Here is a 19,255-nt window from a genome sequence, read left to right on the forward strand (position 1 = left end):
TTATCGCTCCACTACTGCTTTTCGCACCAGATCCACAGGAATCATGGTGACTGCCAGGAGAATCACCGCAATCCAGCCGGAAATTCCAAAGGGCACACAGCTGAACATATTTCCAATCCAGGTAAAGGCTTCAAAAGGAATCAGGGCCGCATTGACAATGACCGCCTGTACCAGAATAATGATGAAAAATACTTTCAGGAATCCGGTATTTTCATTCAGTCCCTGGAAAATGGCAAATTTCTCATCTCTTACGTTAAATCCGTTAAACAGAGCGCTGACAATAAACAGCACAAAGTAACCTGTCAGATGCTGTTCTTCCGTTTCAAACAGATTCCGGAAAAATGGCAGCTTCAGATACACAAAGCTGAGAATTACAAGCCAGACGCCCATTGTGACAATCTGAGCCATCATCTTTTTGCTGACAATACTCTCGTCTCTTCTTCTGGGCTTCTCGCTCATATATTCTTTCAGAGCCGGCTCATTTCCAAGCATAATGGCCCCCAGTCCGTCCATTACCAGGTTTACAAACAGCAGATGGGTTACCTTCAGAGGCTCCTCCACCCCGAAGAAAGGTGCGATAGCGCTGACCACCACTGCCGCCACATTGATTACAAGCTGGAACTTACAGAATTTCAGGATATTATGGTAAATGGTTCTGCCATACCAGATGGCGTCTTTGATGGATTTAAAGTTATCGTCCAGGATTACAATCTTTCCGGCCTCTTTTGCTGCTTCCGTTCCGCTTCCCATGGCAAATCCCACATCCGCCCGTTTCAGAGCAGGAGAGTCGTTGACGCCGTCTCCGGTCATGCCTACCACCAGGTTCATTTCCTGACAGAGACGCACCATTCTGGACTTATCTGTAGGCAGCGCCCTGGCAATCACCCGGATATGAGGGATAATCTTTTTCACTTCTTCATCAGACATTTCATTTAACTGTGCGGAAGAAAGGGCTTTGTCCGAATCTGCCCGCAGCAGTCCGGCATCCCTGGCAATGGCAACCGCAGTTTCCAGACGGTCTCCGGTAATCATAACCACCTGAATTCCGGCTTTCTGTACTTCCTCAATGGCCTCTCTTGCCTCCGGCCTCACATCGTCCCGGATACCCACCAGTCCGATAATTACAATATCTTCGTTGATTTTATTTTCCACCAGTTCTTTTTCGGAATAACCGAATGCCAGCACACGCATGGCTTTGGAAGCCAGTTCGTCGATTTTCTTATCCAGGGCAGCCTTATCCATGTCCCGGAGCGTTCCATTCCCGTCCAGATATTTTCCTGCAAAGGCTAAAAGACGTTCCGGCGCTCCCTTATAGAAGGTTTTCCCCACACTGTCAATTCTGGCCTGACTGAATTTATTGGTGGAGTTAAAGCCCTGGGATCTGGATACGGAACGCTCTTTGTCCGCTTCCAGTGTCCGGAATGTCTCTTCCCCGATAAACTTCATCAGCGCCTGGTCTGTGGCATTGCCGCCGATAACGCGATGCTCTCCGTCAAACATGGACTGGGTATTTTTCCCGATGGCCAGATTCAGCAGTTCCTTCACATTCTGATGGCTTTCAAGCTCTGAAATGGGAATGGACGTACCGTCAGCAGTAAAAAAGTCCACTACCTCCAGCATACCTTTTGTGATGGTTCCTGTTTTATCACTGAACAGAATGTTCAGAGAACCTGCCGTCTCAATACCTTCCGCTTTTCTCACCAGCACGTTGTGATCCAGCATTTTACTGGTATTCTGCATGAGCACCAGGGATATCATCAGGGGCAGTCCTTCCGGCACTGCACAGACAATGATTACCACTGCAAGGGAAACAGCATTGACGATATCTTTGATAATTACTTCAATTCCGGATGCAAAATATGCGGAAATGCCTCCTGCGGAAACTATAAAGTATGCAAAGTACAGTACTGCTATCACAATGGCGCCGATATAGCCGAAAGTGGAAATCTGCTTTGCCAGTTTGGCCAGCTTTACTTTCAGAGGAGAATCCGGCTCGTTTTCCTGCATTTCCTCGGCCATTTTGCCCATCATGGTTTTCAGACCCACTTTACGCACATCCAGTACGCCTTCTCCGTCGAAAACCACAGCGCCACGGAACAGAGAATAAGAGTCCACAAAGGTATCTCCTGTAATATCCTCTGCCAGAACAGTCTCTGCAGAAGTTTCCTTCTTTTTGCATTCCTCCGCTTCACCGTTCAGAGCGGAGTTATCCACGCTGAGGCTTCCCGAAATCAGAATCCCGTCTGCAGGAATCTTGTCTCCGGACTGGAGCAGTACCTTGTCGCCAACCACCACGTCGTCCACGTCAATCACTGTAATCATGTCATTCCGGTGCACTTTGCACTGGTCTTTTTTGGTGCTGTCCTTTAACTCCCGGTATTTGGTATCGCTGGCTACCCCTGTTTTGGCTGACACTACAGCCACAATCAATACTGCCACAATGGTGCCCAGAGGCTCATAAATCTCTGCATATCCAAAGAAAAACATTGCAATCATAAGGGCTGCAATGGCCAGCAGTATTTTAATCATGGGATCTCCAAAGGTTTCTTTGAATTCCTCCCAGAAAGTGGTTGGTTCTGAATCCGGAATCTCATTGGAGCCATACTGCCCTCTGGAAAGTTCCACTTCCTTATCTGTAAGTCCTTTAAACTTCATTCTGTATCTCCATTTTCTTTTTTAATATTCCATAGAAACAGTCATGGACCCGCTTTTTCTGCGGACTCCATGACTGTATTGTCCCTGTGGTGTTTATGTGTACCGGCCGGCCAGTTCACCGATTCCCGTATCCGTGGTTCCCTGCCCGATGGCATTGAATTTCCACTCTCCGTTATGACGGTAAACTTCCCCGAAAATCATGGCGGTCATTCCGGAGTAATCTTCAGTCAGATTGTACTGGCACATCTCTCTGTTATTCCTTTCGTCCACCAGACGGCAGAACGCATTCTGAATCATGCCGAAATGCTGTTTTCTCTGTACTGCCTGATAAATGTTGACCACAATCACAATTCTGTCGTACTGCTGAGGCACACGGGACAGATCCACCACAATCTGTTCGTCGTCCCCGTCTCCGGCTCCGGTCAGGTTATCTCCCATATGGAGCACTGCACCGGATTTGTGCTGAAGGTTGCCGAAAAATACCACATCCTCTTTTCCCGCCAGTCGGCCGCTGCTCAAAAGCAGTGCGGAGGCATCACAGTCTATTTCCTGGGGTTTTGGGGCAAACAGCCCTTTCTTTTTGCGCTGCACCTCATCCCAGCCCAATCCTATCAGTATCCTGGAAAGTCCCGCGTTGTCTTTTGACAGGCTGACTTTCTGACCTTTCTGTAAACTAATCGACATCTGTTTTCCTCCTTGTCTGTATACCTGACCAGGTATTATGCAACTTCAATGCCAAAATGGCCGCACAGCGCGGCAAGTCCGCCCTGGAATCCGCTTCCGATGGCATTGAATTTCCACTCTCCGCCATGGCGGTACAGCTCTCCTACCACCACTGCCGTCTCAATGGAGAAATCCTCTCCCAGATCGTAGCGGATCAGCTCCTGTCCGGTGGCGTCGTCCACAATCCGGATAAAAGCATTGGATACCTGTCCGAAGTTCTGACGTCTGGTTTCAGAATCATAAATGGTTACGGTAAATGCGATTTTGTCAACTCCCATGGGCACCTGAGACAGATCAATCAGAATCTGTTCGTCATCTCCCTCACCCTCTCCGGTCAGGTTATCTCCCATATGCTTTACGGAGCCGCTGGAATGCTCCAGATTGCTGTAGAAAATAAATTCTTTTTCACTGGGACATTTTCCGTTGGGCCCTAACAGAAACGCTGCTGTGTCCAGATCAAAATCCGCACCGGAATCAAATGCATTCACATCCCAGCCCAGTCCCACCATAATGCTCTTTAAACCGGGATTCCCTTTGGTTAAATCAACTTTCTGTCCTTTGGTTAAATTAATTGGCATAGTACAAATCCTCCTTTACTATGGTCAGTTTTATTTTTCCGGCATATGATACATCCTGTTAAACTCTGTTTTGATACCTTCAAGCCTCATCTGATCCTGCTGCCGCTGTTTTCTGGCATTTTCCTGAATCTGTCTTGTCTCGTCAATACCGTTTACGATGGTCTTCCAGGTTGTTTCCAGTGTTTCAATTTTGATGGAGCTGCCAGAGGCAAGCTGTGCGGTCATCTTAGACTGCTCCACCGTATTTCTGGCATTTTTCACCAGCATCTCGTTGGTCTTTTCATCCAGCGCAGACATGGCTTCCGCCTGAATTCTCTGTCTTTTCAGCATAATTGCCTGTGCCAGCGCCTGTTTAAACACCGGAAGGGTAATAATAAATGCTGAATTAATTTTTCTCACCAGGTTCATATTGCTGAATTCCATGGTCCTGATCATGGGAACGGACTGCATGGCCACACTTTCCGCAGTTCTCAGGTCCTGGGTTCTCTGCTCTAACATCATCAGAGCCTGCTGCATACTCTGAAGCTCGAACTGAATGGAATTATCTCCGGTGGCCTCAAAATCAGCCTGCAGCTTTGCAATGTATTCCTCCAGTTCCCGGCAGCCCTGTTCACCTGCCAGAATATATTTTACCAGTTCATGATAATAATTTACGTTAGCTTCAAACATCTGCTCCAGTTTCCGGTTGGACTGTCTGATTTCTGATTCATACTGCTTCAGCTGCACATAGATCTTATCTACTTCATCCCCCATAGTATGATACTTGGCCAGAATTTTATCCAGCTGTTTTCTCAGATTACCGAACATTTTTCCAAAGAGCCCCGGATTTTCCTTCAGCTCATCAATATCGAATTTGGCCATCACTTTTGCCAGAGTATTCAGCATCTCGCTGGAATCATCAAGCTGCGACATGTTCATACTGTTCAATACCACATCAGAAGCCTTGGAAATCTCCTCTGCCGCTTCCGAGCCGAAAGACACAATAGTTTCCAGATTGTGCACCTCAATGGTGCTGACAAGGGCATCCACCTCCGCAGAATTGGTCAGCGTATCATTCATCTGCTGCCGGTCCGCCGCAATGTCATACTGTTCCACCACTTCGATTTCATTTTTGGTGTCCGGTACGGTTACGGGCTGCTGCACTGCGGTTTTGCTAAAATCAAGTCCCATATTCAACTACCTCTCTTAAATAATCTGTCGCGCCAGGACTGACGCGGGTTAGATGGAAGCCTTCCAAAATCCGGTATCTGCAAATCATACATATACTCGCCTGTCTGGTGTTCTTCCATGAGTTTCCTGTTAAAATACTTTTCGATACACTGATAGCCTGTGGGAATAAAAAATATCACATCAAATCCCACAAGGTTCAGAAAGGACACCAGAATGGAATCCTCCAGGGAAATCATTTCCTCCGTTGTATTGATATATATAAATTTCGGGTTTTTCCTGGTAAAATCAAATTTCTGTATCAGCCGCAGTATCTCTTTGTTCAGATTGAGAACCGTGGAAATAATGGTATACTCCATTCCATTCTCAAACGTCCCCTTTATAACCTTCTGTTCAATCAGAAGCTGCAGCTTGTCCAGAATATGCTCCTGCATCTCCTCCCGCAGAAACCCATAAGGATATCTGGGATGGTTTTTTATTTTATTTCTCTGCAGCTTCCCGTTTTTAAAAAACTCTGTGGCATAAGATTTCATGGGATTTGCCTCTGTGGAGCTGATATAAGGCGCTTTCTTCACCACAATGGTGCTCTCTGTCACCAGCTTTCGGATACCGCTCCAGTATTCGGAAACCCCGTTTTTCACCCCGGACACTTTGGCAAAAATAACCGGAAGGCTGACCACGCCTTCTGTGACGCCAAAATTAGGCCGGTATTTCAGCTCCTGGTCCCACAAAAGCCCGATTTCCTCATACATGGTCTGCAGCGTTACCGCACTGGCTTTTCCGTACTGCTGATTCCGGTAAATTCCGGAATCCTGATACATAATGGCATCCAGTTCCCGCTCCGCATGATAGGCGGCAGTCCCCATCTGAACCTGGGAGCTGTCCTGGGGAAATCTGTCCACAGTCAGGGACTGGGTAAAATGGACTTCACAGAGCCAGGAATCCTCCAGACAGCACCTGGTACTTAAATCAGGATTTAAAATCAGTACATCTGTGGGCAGTTTTGCCAGAAACCGCAGAAACATGGCTTCCTGTTCCGTTTTGCATCCCCCCAGATAAATCACGCAGCCAATCTCCGGCATGTGCCAGTGGGAAAATAACTGAGACTGATACCTCTGCAGCCAGCACAGGAGATACACGGCCTGCCCGGTGAGCCTGTTCAGATTTCTGTCTGCCTGACTGCTGCCGCCCTCCGGCTGAGGGGATTTTTCCAGCATCACATCCAGAAATGCACGGTGCATCAGTTTCTGAAGTTCCGGCTCTGCACCGGACTTTATATTGCTCACTGACAAATCCAGCAGCATCTGTTCCTCATCCTTATAGGTTTTCCTGCGTATTCTGCTGACTTCCTCCGGAGAAGGCGCCAAAATCCCATGTTCCAGAATCAGAAGGTTTCTGCCTTTCTTTTTTACTTCCTGTCCGAACTGATACCACTCATTCAGATACGTCAGTTTATCTTCCACTCCGATTATCCGGCAGAAACAGTTATAAAACAGTTTTTCATCCTTCCCCCGGCTTCCGGGACTCCTGCGGATATTCTCCAGTACCTGTCCCTCAATCCAGGCATTGGTACAGGGCAAAATTCCCGGAGGCGGCCCGTAAAGCCGCTGAATGTTCCTCTCCTGTTCCATCTGCTGCCGAAGCTGACGGAGAGAAAAATCCTCCGGAAAGGGAACCAGATGGTCTCCCTGATATGCATGGGAAAATCTGGATGCCATATCCAGTTTTAAATATTTTTCATCACCTTTGTACTGGAGAAGCACAATATCGCAGCCGGCACCGGACAGTATGGTCAGGAGTTTTAATTCATAATTGCTGACTTCTCCCTCATAGAGTATTTTGGGAAGGTTATTTTCTCCCAGCCGGTTGACAATACGCTCAAACTTATAGTAAAGCCAGCACATAAATTTGATATATGCATTTTTCAGCATATTTTCATTTTTGCCTTCCCTGCGCATGTCCTCCAGTGTATCATAGATGGACAGGGCCATCTGGCTCCTCTGATAGTCTCTCATTCTGGGAAGCCACTTCTTCAGGCTTGCGGAAATAAACCCCGTGCTCATCTGAAATTCCATTCCCATGATTTCCTCATAGTAATCCAGATTCCGCTCATCCGGATTCGGAATTCTCCCCTCAATCACCACACCTGCAGTTCTTGCCGCCTCGTAATATTTCTGAATAAACGCCTGTATTTCACTGCTGTATCCGTTGATACGGCAGAAAAATACTCCCTGTGCTCCCCTGCTGTCCAGATTCAGAAAATAATCCTGTAAATCCTGAAGTTCTTTTCGCTCAAACATATACTTTCACAATCGCTTTCCGCTTATCCTTATCTTATCTGCTCTGCCTGACATCTGCCCGGCCCGGAACCGTCCTTACAGCAAAAATCAGCGTTTTCTGCTTTTACTGTAATTTGTCATTTTATTTTTATTCATAACATATCCCAGTGCTGCTCCCACCACACCGCCCAGGATATGGGTCAGATTCGATACATTATCCTTTATGAAAATCCCCTGATACACCTGCTGGCCCATATAGATTACCGCCACCAGCACAAAGGTAATGGGAATGGCCCCTTCTTCCACGCAGGTGAAGGAAGACAAAAGAATCAGGGCAAACACCACGCCGCTGGCGCCCAGAAGTCCCACACCGGGAAAGAAAATAAAGTGAACCACCCCGGTAGCAAGCCCCGTGGCCAGTATAACAAACAGCAGGTTGGCGGAACCGTATTTTTCCTCCAGCAGCGGTCCCACCACCAGAATCAGCGTAATATTTCCAAAAAAATGTTCCCATCCTGCATGGCCCAGTACATGACCAAAAAACCTCAGCCAGGTCAGGGGACTCAGCAGGGAGGAACGGTATACGCTGAAGAATATGTGATTGGTAACTCCTCCGGTGACAATATTCAGAAGCATTGCCAGAAAACAGATTATGGTAAAGCTGAGAATAACCGGAGAATTAAAAGACAGTTTCAGTTTTTTATGTTCTGACACAGATTTCATCTCCTTTTCAGGTATGATTATCATTATAGCGTTTTTCCGGGTTTTTTTCAAGAATTTCACAAAATTACCTTATAAATCCCTGTACAAAGGCCCGTATGTATTCATATCCCACTGCCAGATTGATATTCTGGCCGTCATCGTAGCCTGCGGTACTGATTCCAATCACCTCACCATACATGTTAAGCACTGCCCCTCCGGAACTTCCGTGGGAAATGGGGGCGGTAAACTGAATCATATCCACTCCTTCGATTACCCGAAATCCTGAAATAATCCCGTCTGATACGGAATTAAACAGTCCCAGCGGGCTTCCGATGGCCACCACTTTCTGGCCTCTGGCCAGTTTTTTCTCTCCTCCGTAAAGGGGAATGGGCTGCAGTTTCCGCTGTATCCTGAGAACCGCCAGATCCAGTACGGAATTATATTTAATCATCTCGTCCGTCTGATATACTTTCTCATCCTCTTCAATGCGCACGGAATAGTATCTGCCCCGGCAGGCCACATGGTTATTGGTAAGAATATACCCATCCCGGCCAATCATAATACCGGAACCCCCGCCAATCACGTCCCCCCTGTCATCATGTATCATAATCTGCACCACAGAAGAAGCCAGCGTGGCCAGTTCTTCGTAAGACAGCTCTCTTCGCTGTGCATTTCCTGTATGATTTCCCTGCAAACTGCCGGAAGGCTGCAATGAAACACTCTGCCCCCGTCCGGCGCCTGCCGCTGTCTTCTTCTGTCCGGCGTCCATCATTTCTCTGGTTCTTCTGTCCCGCTCCGGCACTCTGGTGTTCACCTTTACACGGGCCGGCCCCGGACTGGCCTTTCCTTCTGGCTGACATGCAGAAGCTGTCCCCTGCCCCGGACTGATCCGGCGGGACCGGTCCATGTATTCCGGAAGGGAAATCTCCTCTCTGTGTTCTGTTCTGCACAGGACAGACAGGCCAAGATCTTCCAGTTCCCGGTCAATATCCTGATTACTCTGAATAAGCAGCACATCAAATCCCAGCAGTGTCAGCAGAAAGCAAAACAGATATTCCTGCTGTCTGCAGATATTTTCAAATACCACCTTCCTGGTGTCCTGCTGCTTCCAGTTCTCCAGGGCTGCAGCTACGGTATGGTCCAGCCAGTACAGGAGCTTCACAACAAAATTTTTTTCCATGGAAACGCTCAGTCCGGGTTTGCATTTCCGCAGTACATCCAGGGCTTCTTCACATGCACAGCTCAGAATATGAGAAAGTTCCTGCTGATGTTCCGCAAATTTTAATGGAATTCTCTGCCTTCCGTTCCTGTTCCACTCCTCATAACAGCCTCCATAGTAGTTTGCATCTTCTGTGTCTGCCAGTCTGGGCAGACTGCTCCATCTGTGATAATACCCGTTTCCTGAATACATATCTTCTGTCAGAATCCGGTCCATGGAAAGGATTTCCTGAAGCACCTGTCCATTCAGACCCTCAATCCGTAAAAAGTAAACCTCTCTGCAGTTTTGGCTGCAGCTTCCCTTCGCATTCCGGAACTCTTCCGGAGAAGACAGCTTTATCACATTTCTTCTGGTTTTAAATTTCTCTGTATGCATTTTGGGCCACCTTTTATCATTATCTTACCTGAATCTTATGAATTTTCCACTGTCTAAAGGATAACACTCCCCTGGCTCAAATTCAAGGGCCGGGAAAATATCCGTCCTTTCATGCTCTGTAAATTTCCCGGTATCTGTGGTATAATCCTCTTCTGAGGAGGAATTTCATATGAATCATTCTGTAAACGCATACCGTGTTGGCCCGCTGCTCTACTGCCCCGCCAGCAACGAAACCATTGTCAGTTCACTGACCCATGAAAAATTCGGCAGACAGTTTTCCCTGGCCCTGTGCCTGGAGGATGCCATACGGGACGACCGGGTGGCTGAAGCAGAGGAGACACTGATTGCTTCTGTAAAATCCCTGGACCGCATCCGGTCCCGCCAGCCTTTTTTCATGCCCAAACTCTTTATCAGAGTCCGAAACCATACCCAGATTAAAAGCCTGCTGCACCGTCTGGGAGATTCCGGGAAACTTATCGCAGGATTTAATATTCCGAAATTTTCCCCGGAAAATGCAGATGTTTATATCCGGACAATCTGCGATATCAACGAAAATGCGAATCAGACCTTTTACATGATGCCCATTCTGGAGAGCCCTTCCATCATTGATTTACGGAACAGATACAGAATTCTGTATGAATTAAAGGAAAAGCTGGATTCTGTTTCCCGGTATGTGCTGAATATCCGGGTAGGCGGCAACGACCTGTGCCATCAGTTCGGGTTTCGCAGGCACAGTACGGAATCCATTCACAAAATCCGGCCCATCGGCAGTATTTTTTCTGATATTGTCACAGTATTCGGTATGGACTATGTCATTTCCGGTCCCGTCTGGGAATATTACAGCGGAAAAAACTGGGACAGCGGACTGAAACAGGAACTGAATGACGATCAGTTATGCGGATTTATCGGCAAAACTGTGATTCATCCCCGGCAGATTCCACTGGTAAACGAGGCCTACAGAGTACCTCTCAAAGACTACAATGACGCCAGATCCATTCTGGACTGGGATGCTGATTCCCCTTCCCTGGTATCGGGCAGTATTGTAAAAGAACGTATGAATGAATATAAAACCCACTGCAACTGGGCCCTGCGGACCCTTGCACTGGCAGAAGCCTATGGCCTGAAATGAACCAGGCAGCCCCGGCAGAATATCTGAAATATCAGGTATCTGCCAGCTTCTTTATGATTCCGCAGGATTTATAGCGCACCAGGGGATAATATTCCACCGGCACCTGTTTTTCTTCCGCAAGCCTTACAATGTGGTTCAGGGAACGGTCTTTCCTGCACTGGCTGCTGATTAATATTTTCCATGGGATCCGCCTGAGAAGCACTCTGGTGGTTTCTCCGATTCCCGGCTTGATCAGATTCAGATCTGAAATTCCAAATTTACGGCCAATGGCCCTGACTTCCCGCAGTCCTGCGCTTTCTGTCCTGCTTTTTACATCAGAAACAGAATGGCTCCGGCTTTCTTCTGCCGGCAGACAAAAATCAAATTCCTGTTCTATGGATCCAATAAAATCATATGACAGGTCTTCCTGTTCCATTTCTTCATAGTAAACTGCTCCATGAAAATCCTCCTGGCCGATAATATCGTCCCGAAGAAACGTCCTGCTTACCAGTCCGGAAACAGTACAGTTCAGACAGGAACTGGGAATCAGAATATCTTCGTGAGTACCGCAGAGTTCTGTCACACCGGCCGGATCTGCCAGAACGGCAATCTCATCGGAAACGCCAGGGTATGCGGCCAGCTCCTTCTTAAGTTCCCCCAGTATGGCCCCTTTTCCTATCCATCCGTCCACAAACAGAAGACTTTCTGCCTCATATTTTTCCAGAAGAAATTTCATGGCGTTGGCGTCGATTCCTCTGCCCCGGATAATGGAAATGGAATAATGTTTTACCTCAGCCCCATATTTTCTGCGGATATAACGTTTCAGCAGGATCCCAACAGGAGTTCCTGCCCGCGCCAGAGAAACCAGCACCGCCTGGCTGCCCTTTTTTTCCATGATTTTATCTGCCAGAATGCCCACTGCCTGAGCGGTAAGTCCGGCAAACTGCTCAAGCCCTTCCTGATAGGCCTCCATATAGGCCTGGGTGGGAACGTATTCTAACGGCAGCATTTCGCAGTAATGGCGTCCCGCCTGAATTGCCTTTTCCCGCTCCCGGGCAGGCTGAGGCTTCACCATTCCCGTAATATCTTTCAGCAGAAAGATCACATCGTCTTCTCTGTAGGAACTTCTCATTTCAGCACCACCTGATTACCTGAATATTATCGTTGCCGGCACACTTCAGTGCATACAGCAGGGAAGCCAGCCCTTCTTCTGTCACCGCCGCGTCCGTGAGCACCAGTACCCTGTGGCAGGACGCCAGATTATAGAGATAAGTCACCCGGTCAGCATCGTACAGACTGGCCAGCTGATACCTTTCATGGAGGGGATATTCCAAAGCCCGGCTCACTTCAATGGGACTGCGGGTAGTGGCATGAAACCGCACCCGATTTCCCCGCTCTGTCAGTTTCCGGCCAAGATACAGACCGGGATACATAAATTCCTCGGTGCCAAGCACAAGTATATTTTCTTCCGCTTCCACAGAAATTTCCCGGAAAATCTGCTGACACATCTGTTCACACGCTGCCTGGTAAGTTTTTCCATGATGTAGTTTTCTGGTGTTGACAGCGCCGGGAATCTCTGCAATACTGCAGAGATTCCCAAAATGGCTGTCTCCTGAAAGCCCAGGGGAAGCTGGCGGAATACAGCCAGAATCAGAACCGGCAGCTTCTGCTCTGAAGCGGCAGTCATAATAAGTACCATCGCCTCTAAAGGATTCTGCCTGTTTCGGATAGCTGCTGTAATCCATTTTCACAAGATAAATCAGGTCTGTTCCATCTTCCTGATAAACTTTCAGAGAATCCTCATCCATGCCGTTTAACAGGGAGGCCGCAGAAAACCTGAGATGTTCTCCGTAAGTCTCCCGCATCAGCAGGATAATTTTTCTGATGGTATTCCCGGTGGTCACCTCATCCTCGGCAAATACCACCCGGTCTGTCTGTTCCAGAATTTCCTCCAGCCCGTTTTTCACCAGCTTCTGCTCTGTGGCATGGCTGTGGGACTCGGTAAAATACAGATATTCTCCATCCGGAATCTGTTCTCTGGTGGTATGTATGGCATAGGTATTCAGCTCTGCCGCCAGGGTTTCTCCAATGGCTGTAGCTGTCTCTGCAAATCCCACCACCAGCAGACGCTCTCCGGGATACCGCCGGCGCACCAGCTCTGCCAGAGCCGAGAACATGTCCAGCGCTTTTTCCGGAGATGCGGGAATGTGCTTTCCCTGATAGCGGTTCAGCACCAGATAATTCCGCTTTTTATTGTTATCCCGTTTTGCCACAGAAACAATTTCTGCTGTGTACATGGTTCCTCCATTTCTCCTGGGCCGCCGCCCCGATCTGCCTGTCAGCCCACGGGCTCATGACAGTCCTGATTCTGAATCTTTCAATCAGACAAATTTTTTTACTTTTTCGTAAATTCCCTGGCCGTCCAGCCCGTATTTTTCCAGCAGTTTTATTGCCGGTCCAGACTCGCCGAACACATCGTTGATACCGATTTTACATACCGGTGCAGGGGCTTTTTCACATAAACAGTCGCAGACTGCGCTGCCAAGACCGCCGATAACCGAATGTTCTTCTACGGTAACCACCTTTCCTGTTTTGCCTGCGGACCGGAGAATCAGTTCTTCGTCCAGAGGCTTAATGGTATGGATATTGATCACTTCCGCATGGATGCCTTCGGATGCGAGTTTTTCTGCCGCTTCCAGAGAAGCTGCCACGCACAGTCCCGTAGCCACAATGGTCACGTCCGTTCCTTCCCGCAGCAGTACGCCTTTGCCAACTTCAAATTTATAATCTGCTTCGTCATTAATCACAGGCACTGCCAGACGTCCAAACCGCAGATACACAGGGCCGTCCATTTCATAAGCTGCCCTTACCGCCGCTCTGGCTTCCACGTCATCGGCGGGATTGATAATGGTCATGCCTGGAATCGTCCGCATTAAAGCAATATCTTCATTACACTGATGGGTGGCTCCGTCCTCTCCCACTGAAATGCCCGCATGGGTGGCTCCTATTTTCACATTCAGATGGGGATAACCGATGGAATTACGCACCTGCTCAAAAGCTCTGCCTGCTGCAAACATGGCAAAGGAACTTACAAAAGGTACTTTTCCCGTTGCGGCAATGCCTGCCGCAATACCTGTCATATTACATTCTGCAATTCCGCAGTCCAGATGGCGCTCCGGAAATTCTTTCTGAAACAGCCCTGTTTTGGTGGCGGCAGCAAGGTCTGCATCCAGCACCACCAGATTTTCATGTTCTTTTCCCAGTTCCACCAGCGCTTTTCCGTAACTTTCTCTGGTTGCAATTTTCTTTACTTCCGGCATAATGCTTCACCTGCTTTCTCCAGTTCTTTCATGGCAATCTCATATTCTTCGTCATTGGGGGCCTTACCATGCCATCCCGCCTGATTTTCCATATAGGAAACGCCTTTTCCCTTTAATGTCTTAAGTACAATGGCCACAGGCTGTCCTTTCACCGTACGCGCTTCCTGAAAAGCTGCCCGCAGAGAATCAAAATCATTTCCGTCTGCCACGTTTATCACATGAAACTGAAAAGCTCTGAATTTCTCATCAATGGGATAGGGCGAACATACGTCTTCAATTTTACCGTCAATCTGCAGTCCGTTGTTGTCCACAATCACCACAAGATTGTCCAGTTTCCGGTGTCCTGCAAACATGGCCGCTTCCCACACCTGGCCTTCCTGCAGTTCTCCGTCGCCCACCAGCGTGTACACCCGGTAACTGTCGCCGCTTATTTTAGCCGATACTGCCATGCCCACTGCCGCGGAAATTCCCTGTCCCAGAGAACCGCTGGACATATCAATCCCCGGTGTGTGCTGCAGACAGGGATGTCCCTGCAGATGAGAACCGATATGACGCAGTGTTTTTAAATCTTCCACCGGAAAATAGCCTCTGTTTGCAAGAGCTGCATACAGTCCCGGAGCCGTATGGCCTTTCGAAAGTACAAACCGGTCCCGGTCCGGCTTTTTCGGGTTCTGAGGGTCGATATTCATTTCTTCAAAATACAGATAAGTAAACACCTCTGCAGCGGAAAGGGAGCCGCCGGGATGGCCGGCTTTCGCCGCATGTACGGAAGTAATAATTCCTTTACGGACTTCATTGGCTGCTTTCTGAAGTTCTAAATTTTCCATATAATTTCTCCTTGTTGTATAAAAGAATGTGCTGACTGTTTCTCTCTGCTCCAGGAACCGGAAAACTCCCTGTAACGGAAACAGATACTGCTGTCTGGTTCCCCTCATTCACCCCTTTTACTCCCCGAATACTGCTTTGTAATCTTTCTGAAATTTTTCTATCCCCTGGTCTGTCAGCGGATGTCTCGTCATCTGCTCAATAACGCTCCAGGGAATGGTTGCGATATCTGCACCGGCCAGCGCACAGTCATGGACATGGATGGTATTGCGGATGCTGGCCGCAATGATTTCCGTTTCCAGTCCGTAATTATCAAAAATGGTAACAATATCTTCTATCAGCTGAATGCCGGGCTGACTGATATCGTCCAGCCGTCCCAGGAAAGGCGATACATAGGTGGCTCCTGCCCTGGCCGCCAGCAATGCCTGATTTGCTGTAAAAATCAGTGTCACATTGGTTTTAATGCCTTCTTCTGAGAGTACCTTAACAGCTTTCAGACCTTCCACAGTCATGGGAATTTTTACAATCATATTGGGATGAATTGCCGCAATCTCACGTCCCTCTTTTATCATGCCCTCCGCATCCGTGGTGGTTGCCTTTACTTCCCCGCTGATGGGTCCGTCCACAATGGCTGCGATCTCTCTGATTACTTCATTAAAATCTCTGCCCTCTTTTGCAATCAGAGAGGGGTTGGTGGTCACTCCGCAGATTACCCCCATATCATTTGCTTTGCGAATGTCTTCCACATTGGCTGTGTCAATAAATAATTTCATTACCTTTCCTCCTTCTGTATTCCGGACAAAACACTTCCTCTCTCATTCTACAGGAAATTTTCATTTCCCACAAGGTCTAACTGAATTTCCTTACAAGAATATCGCTTTTTTCCAGAAATTCTTCCACGGTGTGAAATCCCAGACGTTCCAGGAGTTCCCCCACGAAAGGATTTTCCAGAGGCGTCCGGTACTCTGCCGCTTCCCCGTAGCGCTCCACATTTTTTCTTCCTTCTTCTTTGTCTATGATGATTTTCGGGCCTCCCACACAGCCGCCCCGGCATCCCATTCCTTCAAAAAAGTTGGCCTTTGTCTCTCCTTTTTTCAATCGTTCTATCATTTCCCGGCAGGCCGGCACTCCGTCTGCCTGTTCTGCCCGCACCTCAATGCTGCGCTCCGGCCGCAGCTGCTTCACCGTTAATTTTACAGCCTCACTGACTCCCCCTGTCATGGCGTAAATCCGTCCTGCTTTGGAGGAATGTTCTTTGTCGTCTTCTCCTAACTGTTCCGGATGAATGTCCGCTGCCTCAAACATGTCCTGTACCTCCTGGAAGGTCAGCACATAATCCACCGCATCTGCAATATCCTCTTCTCTGGCTTCTTTTTTCTTGGCCATACATGGGCCGATAAATACGGTTACACTGTCAGGATGAAGTTTTTTCACCACCCTTCCCGCAGCAATCATGGGAGATACTGCTCCCGGCACATGGGGCATCAGCTCCTGATACACCTGACGCAGCATGGCAATCCACACAGGACAGCAGCAGCTTGTAAGCTGGAAGTCCTGTTCTTCCCGGATATTCGCATCAAATTCCAACGCCTCTTTCAGCGTTAAAATATCCGCAAACACAGCTACCTCAATCAGCCCCTGAAATCCCATGGCCTTAAATGCCGCCCGCAGCTTTCCGGTGGTGACGTCCGGCCCGAACTGGCCCAGAAAAGCCGGAGCCACCAGGGCATACACTTCCTGCTGCTTTCCTCTGACCGCCCGAAGTACCGGGACCACATCTTTATTTGCCGCCAGTTTTTCCAGCCTGCAGGCCTCCACACATGCGCCGCAGCCCACACACTTTTCCCGGTTAATATGGACTTTTCCATTTTCATCCTGTTCAAACGCATCAAAAATACAGCTTCTCTCACAGGCTTTCTCATAGGCGCACTGTTCACATTCCTCTGCAAATATCACAGGGGCGTGTTTCTCCGGATGAAGGAGACAATCCATGTGATACGGATCGTACTCTTCCTCCAGTACACGCCCCTTTCCTGCTTCCTGTTTTAAGATATCCAGATATAGCTGATGAAATGTTTTCATGGTTTTTCCTCATTTCTGTTTTTTTCATTAGTATTAACAGAAACAGAAGAAAAAACACGGGTTTTCCCCAAAGACAGGGGTTCTTTTTACCGGAGCAAATAAACCATCCCTTTCACCCGTCAGCGTGACAGGTTCTTTCATGCATTCGTGTGACAAGTCCTTTCCCATGAGATAAAAAAGCCTGTGGTAACCATAAGGGCCAGCAGTTCCGCAGCCACAATGGCCAGCCAGATTCCATCCATGCTCAAAAACATGGGAAGAAGCTGCACCATTGCAATCTGAAACACAAAGGTCCTGAGAAATGAAATTGCCGCTGACACGCCTCCCTTTCCCAATGCTGTAAAAAATGCCGAACCCCATACATTGATTCCCATCATGGAAAATGCCAGTGCATACAGACGGAACCCATGACAGGTCATGTCAGACAGCTCCTTATCATAGCTGGCAAATACCGCCACCAGCGGACCGGCGAGCAGCTCTGCCAGTACAGTCAGCACCAGTCCGGTTGTGCCCATCAGCACCAGGCTTTTCCGAAACAGACTTTTCAGTTCTTTTTTGTTGCCCGCTCCATAGTGATAGCCTGCTACCGGACTGCTGCCAATTGCATAACCAAAATAAATGGCCATAAAAACAAAATTCACATACATGATAATTCCATATGCGGCCACGCCATTTTCTCCCGCCAGCTTCATAAGCTGAAAATTATACAGAATATTTACAATGGAAGTGGAAAGATTGGTAACCATCTCTGAAGCACCGTTTCCAAAGGTTTTCCACAGCACCTGCCAGTGGATTCCGGTTCTGGTCAGCCCCAGCAGACTGTCATTCTTCCGTGCAAAATAAACCAGAGGAATGATACCTCCTGCAATCTGTCCTGCCACCGTGGCCGCAGCCGCTCCCGCAAGCCCCCAGCGAAATACCGCCACAAACAGGTAATCCAGTACCATATTGGTGCCTCCTGCCAGCAGAGACATTTTCAGGCTCAGTCCTAGCTTTTCCGCTGTGACAAAAAAACTCTGAAAAACATTCTGCAGCACAAAGGCAGTGAGCCCGAATGCCAGAATCCGGCTGTAAAGCACTGAATATTCCAGCAGTTCCCCTTCTGCCCCCAGGCCAGCGGCAATGGGCCTCGCAAAGACAAATCCCACCACTGACAACACCAGGCTTAAAACTGCTGCAAAGTACACCAACATGGAAAAATACTGGTTCGCCTCTCCGGATTTGCCTTCACCCAGGGTTTTGGAAACCACTGCACTGCCTCCTGTACCAATCATAATGCCTGTGGTGCCAAATGCCATGCAGACCGGCATAATCAGGTTCACTGCCGCAAAGGGCGTTTTGCCCACATAATTGGATACAAAAAATCCATCCACAATTCCGTACAGAGACGTGCAGATCATCATAAGTACAGGGGATATCACAAAACGCAGTAATTTTTTATAAGTAAAATGATCCGATAACTGTATTCTCATTCTGTCTCCTCCATTCTGTCATTATTCCGTTATTCTTCCGTTACGCTCCGTCAAAATACAGCTGCAGACTGTCCAAAGATACTTTTCCGTCACGAAACACCCCAGCTGCGTTTATCGCATGTGTTCTGTCTTATCCTGAAAAATACGGACGTACTTCCTGGTAAGTTTCAGCAGCTCTCTGCTTTCCTGTTCAGACATTTCCTGAAAAGCAGCTTTTTCCATTTTCATCACCGGATATATATTTCTTTCCGCAACCTGCTGCCCCGCGGGGGTCAGATAAACATGCCTGTCCCGTCCGTTTCCCGGTTCCATTTCAATATATCCTTTTGCTTTTAAATTCTGCACGGAAGAATTCACCGTCTGCCTGCTGATAGAATAACGCTCCGCAATGTCCTTCTGCAGATATCCGTTTCCCATCTCCACAATGGCATACAGAATAAAAAAAGCACTGTCAGACATTCCTGCGTTCACCGCAAGCTCATGATAAATCCGGTCCATTTCCCGGTACAGACGGTTAAATTCTTCCAGATGTTCTCCTGGATTAAATTTCATGCTTTCACCTTGTATAATGAACTCATAGGGAAATTCACTACACATTTTCCTTTCTTGATTATTTTCTATATAATCAGTTGTAGACGCTGTGGATTAGTAATATCACCTACGGCAGCTTCCCTATAAGCTGACTGTTTCCTTTGGAGGCTCTAACCACAGCTCTATGTTTAGTTGTTAATTAGTTAGATAACGCATAAC

At 48.0% G+C, this 19,255-nt stretch carries 16 protein-coding genes; 1 reads left to right on the forward strand and 15 read right to left on the reverse strand.

Going from position 1 to position 19,255, the window contains the following annotated elements; genetic code table 11:
• From C805_RS21460 to C805_RS21490, 7 genes are all read right to left on the reverse strand, one after another.
• Window positions 1-2,655, reverse strand: a complete 2,655-nt coding sequence (locus tag C805_RS21460; protein ID WP_016216122.1) for a calcium-translocating P-type ATPase, PMCA-type — start codon at window positions 2,653-2,655, stop codon at window positions 1-3.
• Between the two features lie 93 nt (window positions 2,656-2,748).
• Window positions 2,749-3,339, reverse strand: a complete 591-nt coding sequence (locus C805_RS21465; RefSeq protein ID WP_016216123.1) for a TerD family protein — start codon at window positions 3,337-3,339, stop codon at window positions 2,749-2,751.
• Between the two features lie 35 nt (window positions 3,340-3,374).
• A complete protein-coding gene (locus tag C805_RS21470; protein WP_016216124.1) occupies window positions 3,375-3,956 on the reverse strand; it encodes a TerD family protein in 582 nt (193 codons plus the stop codon).
• 30 nt (window positions 3,957-3,986) lie between these two features.
• Entirely contained in the window at window positions 3,987-5,126 is a 1,140-nt protein-coding gene (locus tag C805_RS21475; protein ID WP_016216125.1) for a toxic anion resistance protein, read from the reverse strand.
• A 2-nt stretch (window positions 5,127-5,128) separates the two neighbouring features.
• The gene (locus C805_RS21480; protein ID WP_016216126.1) at window positions 5,129-7,423 is read right to left on the reverse strand and encodes a YceG family protein; all 2,295 of its coding nucleotides are present in this window, start codon (window positions 7,421-7,423) and stop codon (window positions 5,129-5,131) included.
• Between the two features lie 87 nt (window positions 7,424-7,510).
• On the reverse strand, window positions 7,511-8,116 hold the full coding sequence (locus C805_RS21485; protein ID WP_016216127.1) for a rhomboid family intramembrane serine protease: 606 nt from the start codon (window positions 8,114-8,116) through the stop codon (window positions 7,511-7,513).
• Window positions 8,117-8,189: 73 nt separating this feature from the next.
• Window positions 8,190-9,698, reverse strand: a complete 1,509-nt coding sequence (locus C805_RS21490) for a trypsin-like peptidase domain-containing protein (RefSeq protein WP_016216128.1) — start codon at window positions 9,696-9,698, stop codon at window positions 8,190-8,192.
• Between the two features lie 169 nt (window positions 9,699-9,867).
• On the opposite strand from C805_RS21490, the gene C805_RS21495 reads away from it, so the two are divergent.
• Window positions 9,868-10,827: an HpcH/HpaI aldolase/citrate lyase family protein gene (locus C805_RS21495; RefSeq protein WP_016216129.1), complete on the forward strand. Its 960-nt coding sequence runs from the start codon at window positions 9,868-9,870 to the stop codon at window positions 10,825-10,827.
• 31 nt (window positions 10,828-10,858) lie between these two features.
• Here C805_RS21495 and C805_RS21500 read toward each other — a convergent pair whose 3' ends face one another.
• The 8 genes from C805_RS21500 to C805_RS21535 form a co-directional block, all read right to left on the reverse strand.
• A complete protein-coding gene (locus tag C805_RS21500; RefSeq protein WP_016216130.1) occupies window positions 10,859-11,938 on the reverse strand; it encodes a cysteine protease StiP family protein in 1,080 nt (359 codons plus the stop codon).
• A 1-nt stretch (window position 11,939) separates the two neighbouring features.
• The gene (locus tag C805_RS21505) at window positions 11,940-13,103 is read right to left on the reverse strand and encodes a phosphoribosyltransferase domain-containing protein (protein ID WP_016216131.1); all 1,164 of its coding nucleotides are present in this window, start codon (window positions 13,101-13,103) and stop codon (window positions 11,940-11,942) included.
• Between the two features lie 84 nt (window positions 13,104-13,187).
• Window positions 13,188-14,126: a transketolase family protein gene (locus C805_RS21510; RefSeq protein ID WP_016216132.1), complete on the reverse strand. Its 939-nt coding sequence runs from the start codon at window positions 14,124-14,126 to the stop codon at window positions 13,188-13,190.
• Window positions 14,114-14,953 carry a transketolase gene (locus C805_RS21515; RefSeq protein ID WP_016216133.1) on the reverse strand — a complete coding sequence of 280 codons (840 nt, stop codon included), beginning with the start codon at window positions 14,951-14,953 and terminating at the stop codon, window positions 14,114-14,116. The genes C805_RS21510 and C805_RS21515 overlap by 13 nt, the downstream gene beginning before the upstream one ends.
• Window positions 14,954-15,070: 117 nt before the next feature.
• A complete protein-coding gene (gene fsa / locus C805_RS21520) occupies window positions 15,071-15,724 on the reverse strand; it encodes a fructose-6-phosphate aldolase (protein WP_016216134.1) in 654 nt (217 codons plus the stop codon).
• 76 nt (window positions 15,725-15,800) lie between these two features.
• Window positions 15,801-17,033, reverse strand: coding sequence for a [Fe-Fe] hydrogenase large subunit C-terminal domain-containing protein (locus C805_RS21525; protein WP_016216135.1), 1,233 nt, complete (start codon window positions 17,031-17,033; stop codon window positions 15,801-15,803).
• A 137-nt stretch (window positions 17,034-17,170) separates the two neighbouring features.
• Window positions 17,171-18,505: an MATE family efflux transporter gene (locus tag C805_RS21530; RefSeq protein WP_016216136.1), complete on the reverse strand. Its 1,335-nt coding sequence runs from the start codon at window positions 18,503-18,505 to the stop codon at window positions 17,171-17,173.
• 111 nt (window positions 18,506-18,616) lie between these two features.
• Window positions 18,617-19,057 (reverse strand): MarR family winged helix-turn-helix transcriptional regulator, encoded by a 441-nt coding sequence (locus tag C805_RS21535; RefSeq protein WP_016216137.1) that lies wholly within the window; start codon window positions 19,055-19,057, stop codon window positions 18,617-18,619.
• Between the last annotated feature and the right edge of the window lie 198 nt (window positions 19,058-19,255).

It is taken from the genome of Eubacterium sp. 14-2 (assembly GCF_000403845.2).
Taxonomy (GTDB): Bacteria; Bacillota; Clostridia; order Lachnospirales; family Lachnospiraceae; genus Petralouisia.

What these genes read in the sequence shown, in the direction of transcription:
- C805_RS21460 (WP_016216122.1), bottom strand. Translation starts at nt 2,655, where the DNA reads ATGAAGTTTAAAGGACTTACAGATAAGGAAGTGGAACTTTCCAGAGGG.
- C805_RS21465 (WP_016216123.1), bottom strand. Translation starts at nt 3,339, where the DNA reads ATGTCGATTAGTTTACAGAAAGGTCAGAAAGTCAGCCTGTCAAAAGAC.
- C805_RS21470 (WP_016216124.1), bottom strand. Translation starts at nt 3,956, where the DNA reads ATGCCAATTAATTTAACCAAAGGACAGAAAGTTGATTTAACCAAAGGG.
- C805_RS21475 (WP_016216125.1), bottom strand. Translation starts at nt 5,126, where the DNA reads ATGGGACTTGATTTTAGCAAAACCGCAGTGCAGCAGCCCGTAACCGTA.
- C805_RS21480 (WP_016216126.1), bottom strand. Translation starts at nt 7,423, where the DNA reads ATGTTTGAGCGAAAAGAACTTCAGGATTTACAGGATTATTTTCTGAAT.
- C805_RS21490 (WP_016216128.1), bottom strand. Translation starts at nt 9,698, where the DNA reads ATGCATACAGAGAAATTTAAAACCAGAAGAAATGTGATAAAGCTGTCT.
- C805_RS21495 (WP_016216129.1), top strand. Translation starts at nt 9,868, where the DNA reads ATGAATCATTCTGTAAACGCATACCGTGTTGGCCCGCTGCTCTACTGC.
- C805_RS21500 (WP_016216130.1), bottom strand. Translation starts at nt 11,938, where the DNA reads ATGAGAAGTTCCTACAGAGAAGACGATGTGATCTTTCTGCTGAAAGAT.
- C805_RS21505 (WP_016216131.1), bottom strand. Translation starts at nt 13,103, where the DNA reads ATGTACACAGCAGAAATTGTTTCTGTGGCAAAACGGGATAACAATAAA.
- C805_RS21510 (WP_016216132.1), bottom strand. Translation starts at nt 14,126, where the DNA reads ATGCCGGAAGTAAAGAAAATTGCAACCAGAGAAAGTTACGGAAAAGCG.
- C805_RS21515 (WP_016216133.1), bottom strand. Translation starts at nt 14,953, where the DNA reads ATGGAAAATTTAGAACTTCAGAAAGCAGCCAATGAAGTCCGTAAAGGA.
- fsa (WP_016216134.1), bottom strand. Translation starts at nt 15,724, where the DNA reads ATGAAATTATTTATTGACACAGCCAATGTGGAAGACATTCGCAAAGCA.
- C805_RS21525 (WP_016216135.1), bottom strand. Translation starts at nt 17,033, where the DNA reads ATGAAAACATTTCATCAGCTATATCTGGATATCTTAAAACAGGAAGCA.
- C805_RS21530 (WP_016216136.1), bottom strand. Translation starts at nt 18,505, where the DNA reads ATGAGAATACAGTTATCGGATCATTTTACTTATAAAAAATTACTGCGT.
- C805_RS21535 (WP_016216137.1), bottom strand. Translation starts at nt 19,057, where the DNA reads ATGAAATTTAATCCAGGAGAACATCTGGAAGAATTTAACCGTCTGTAC.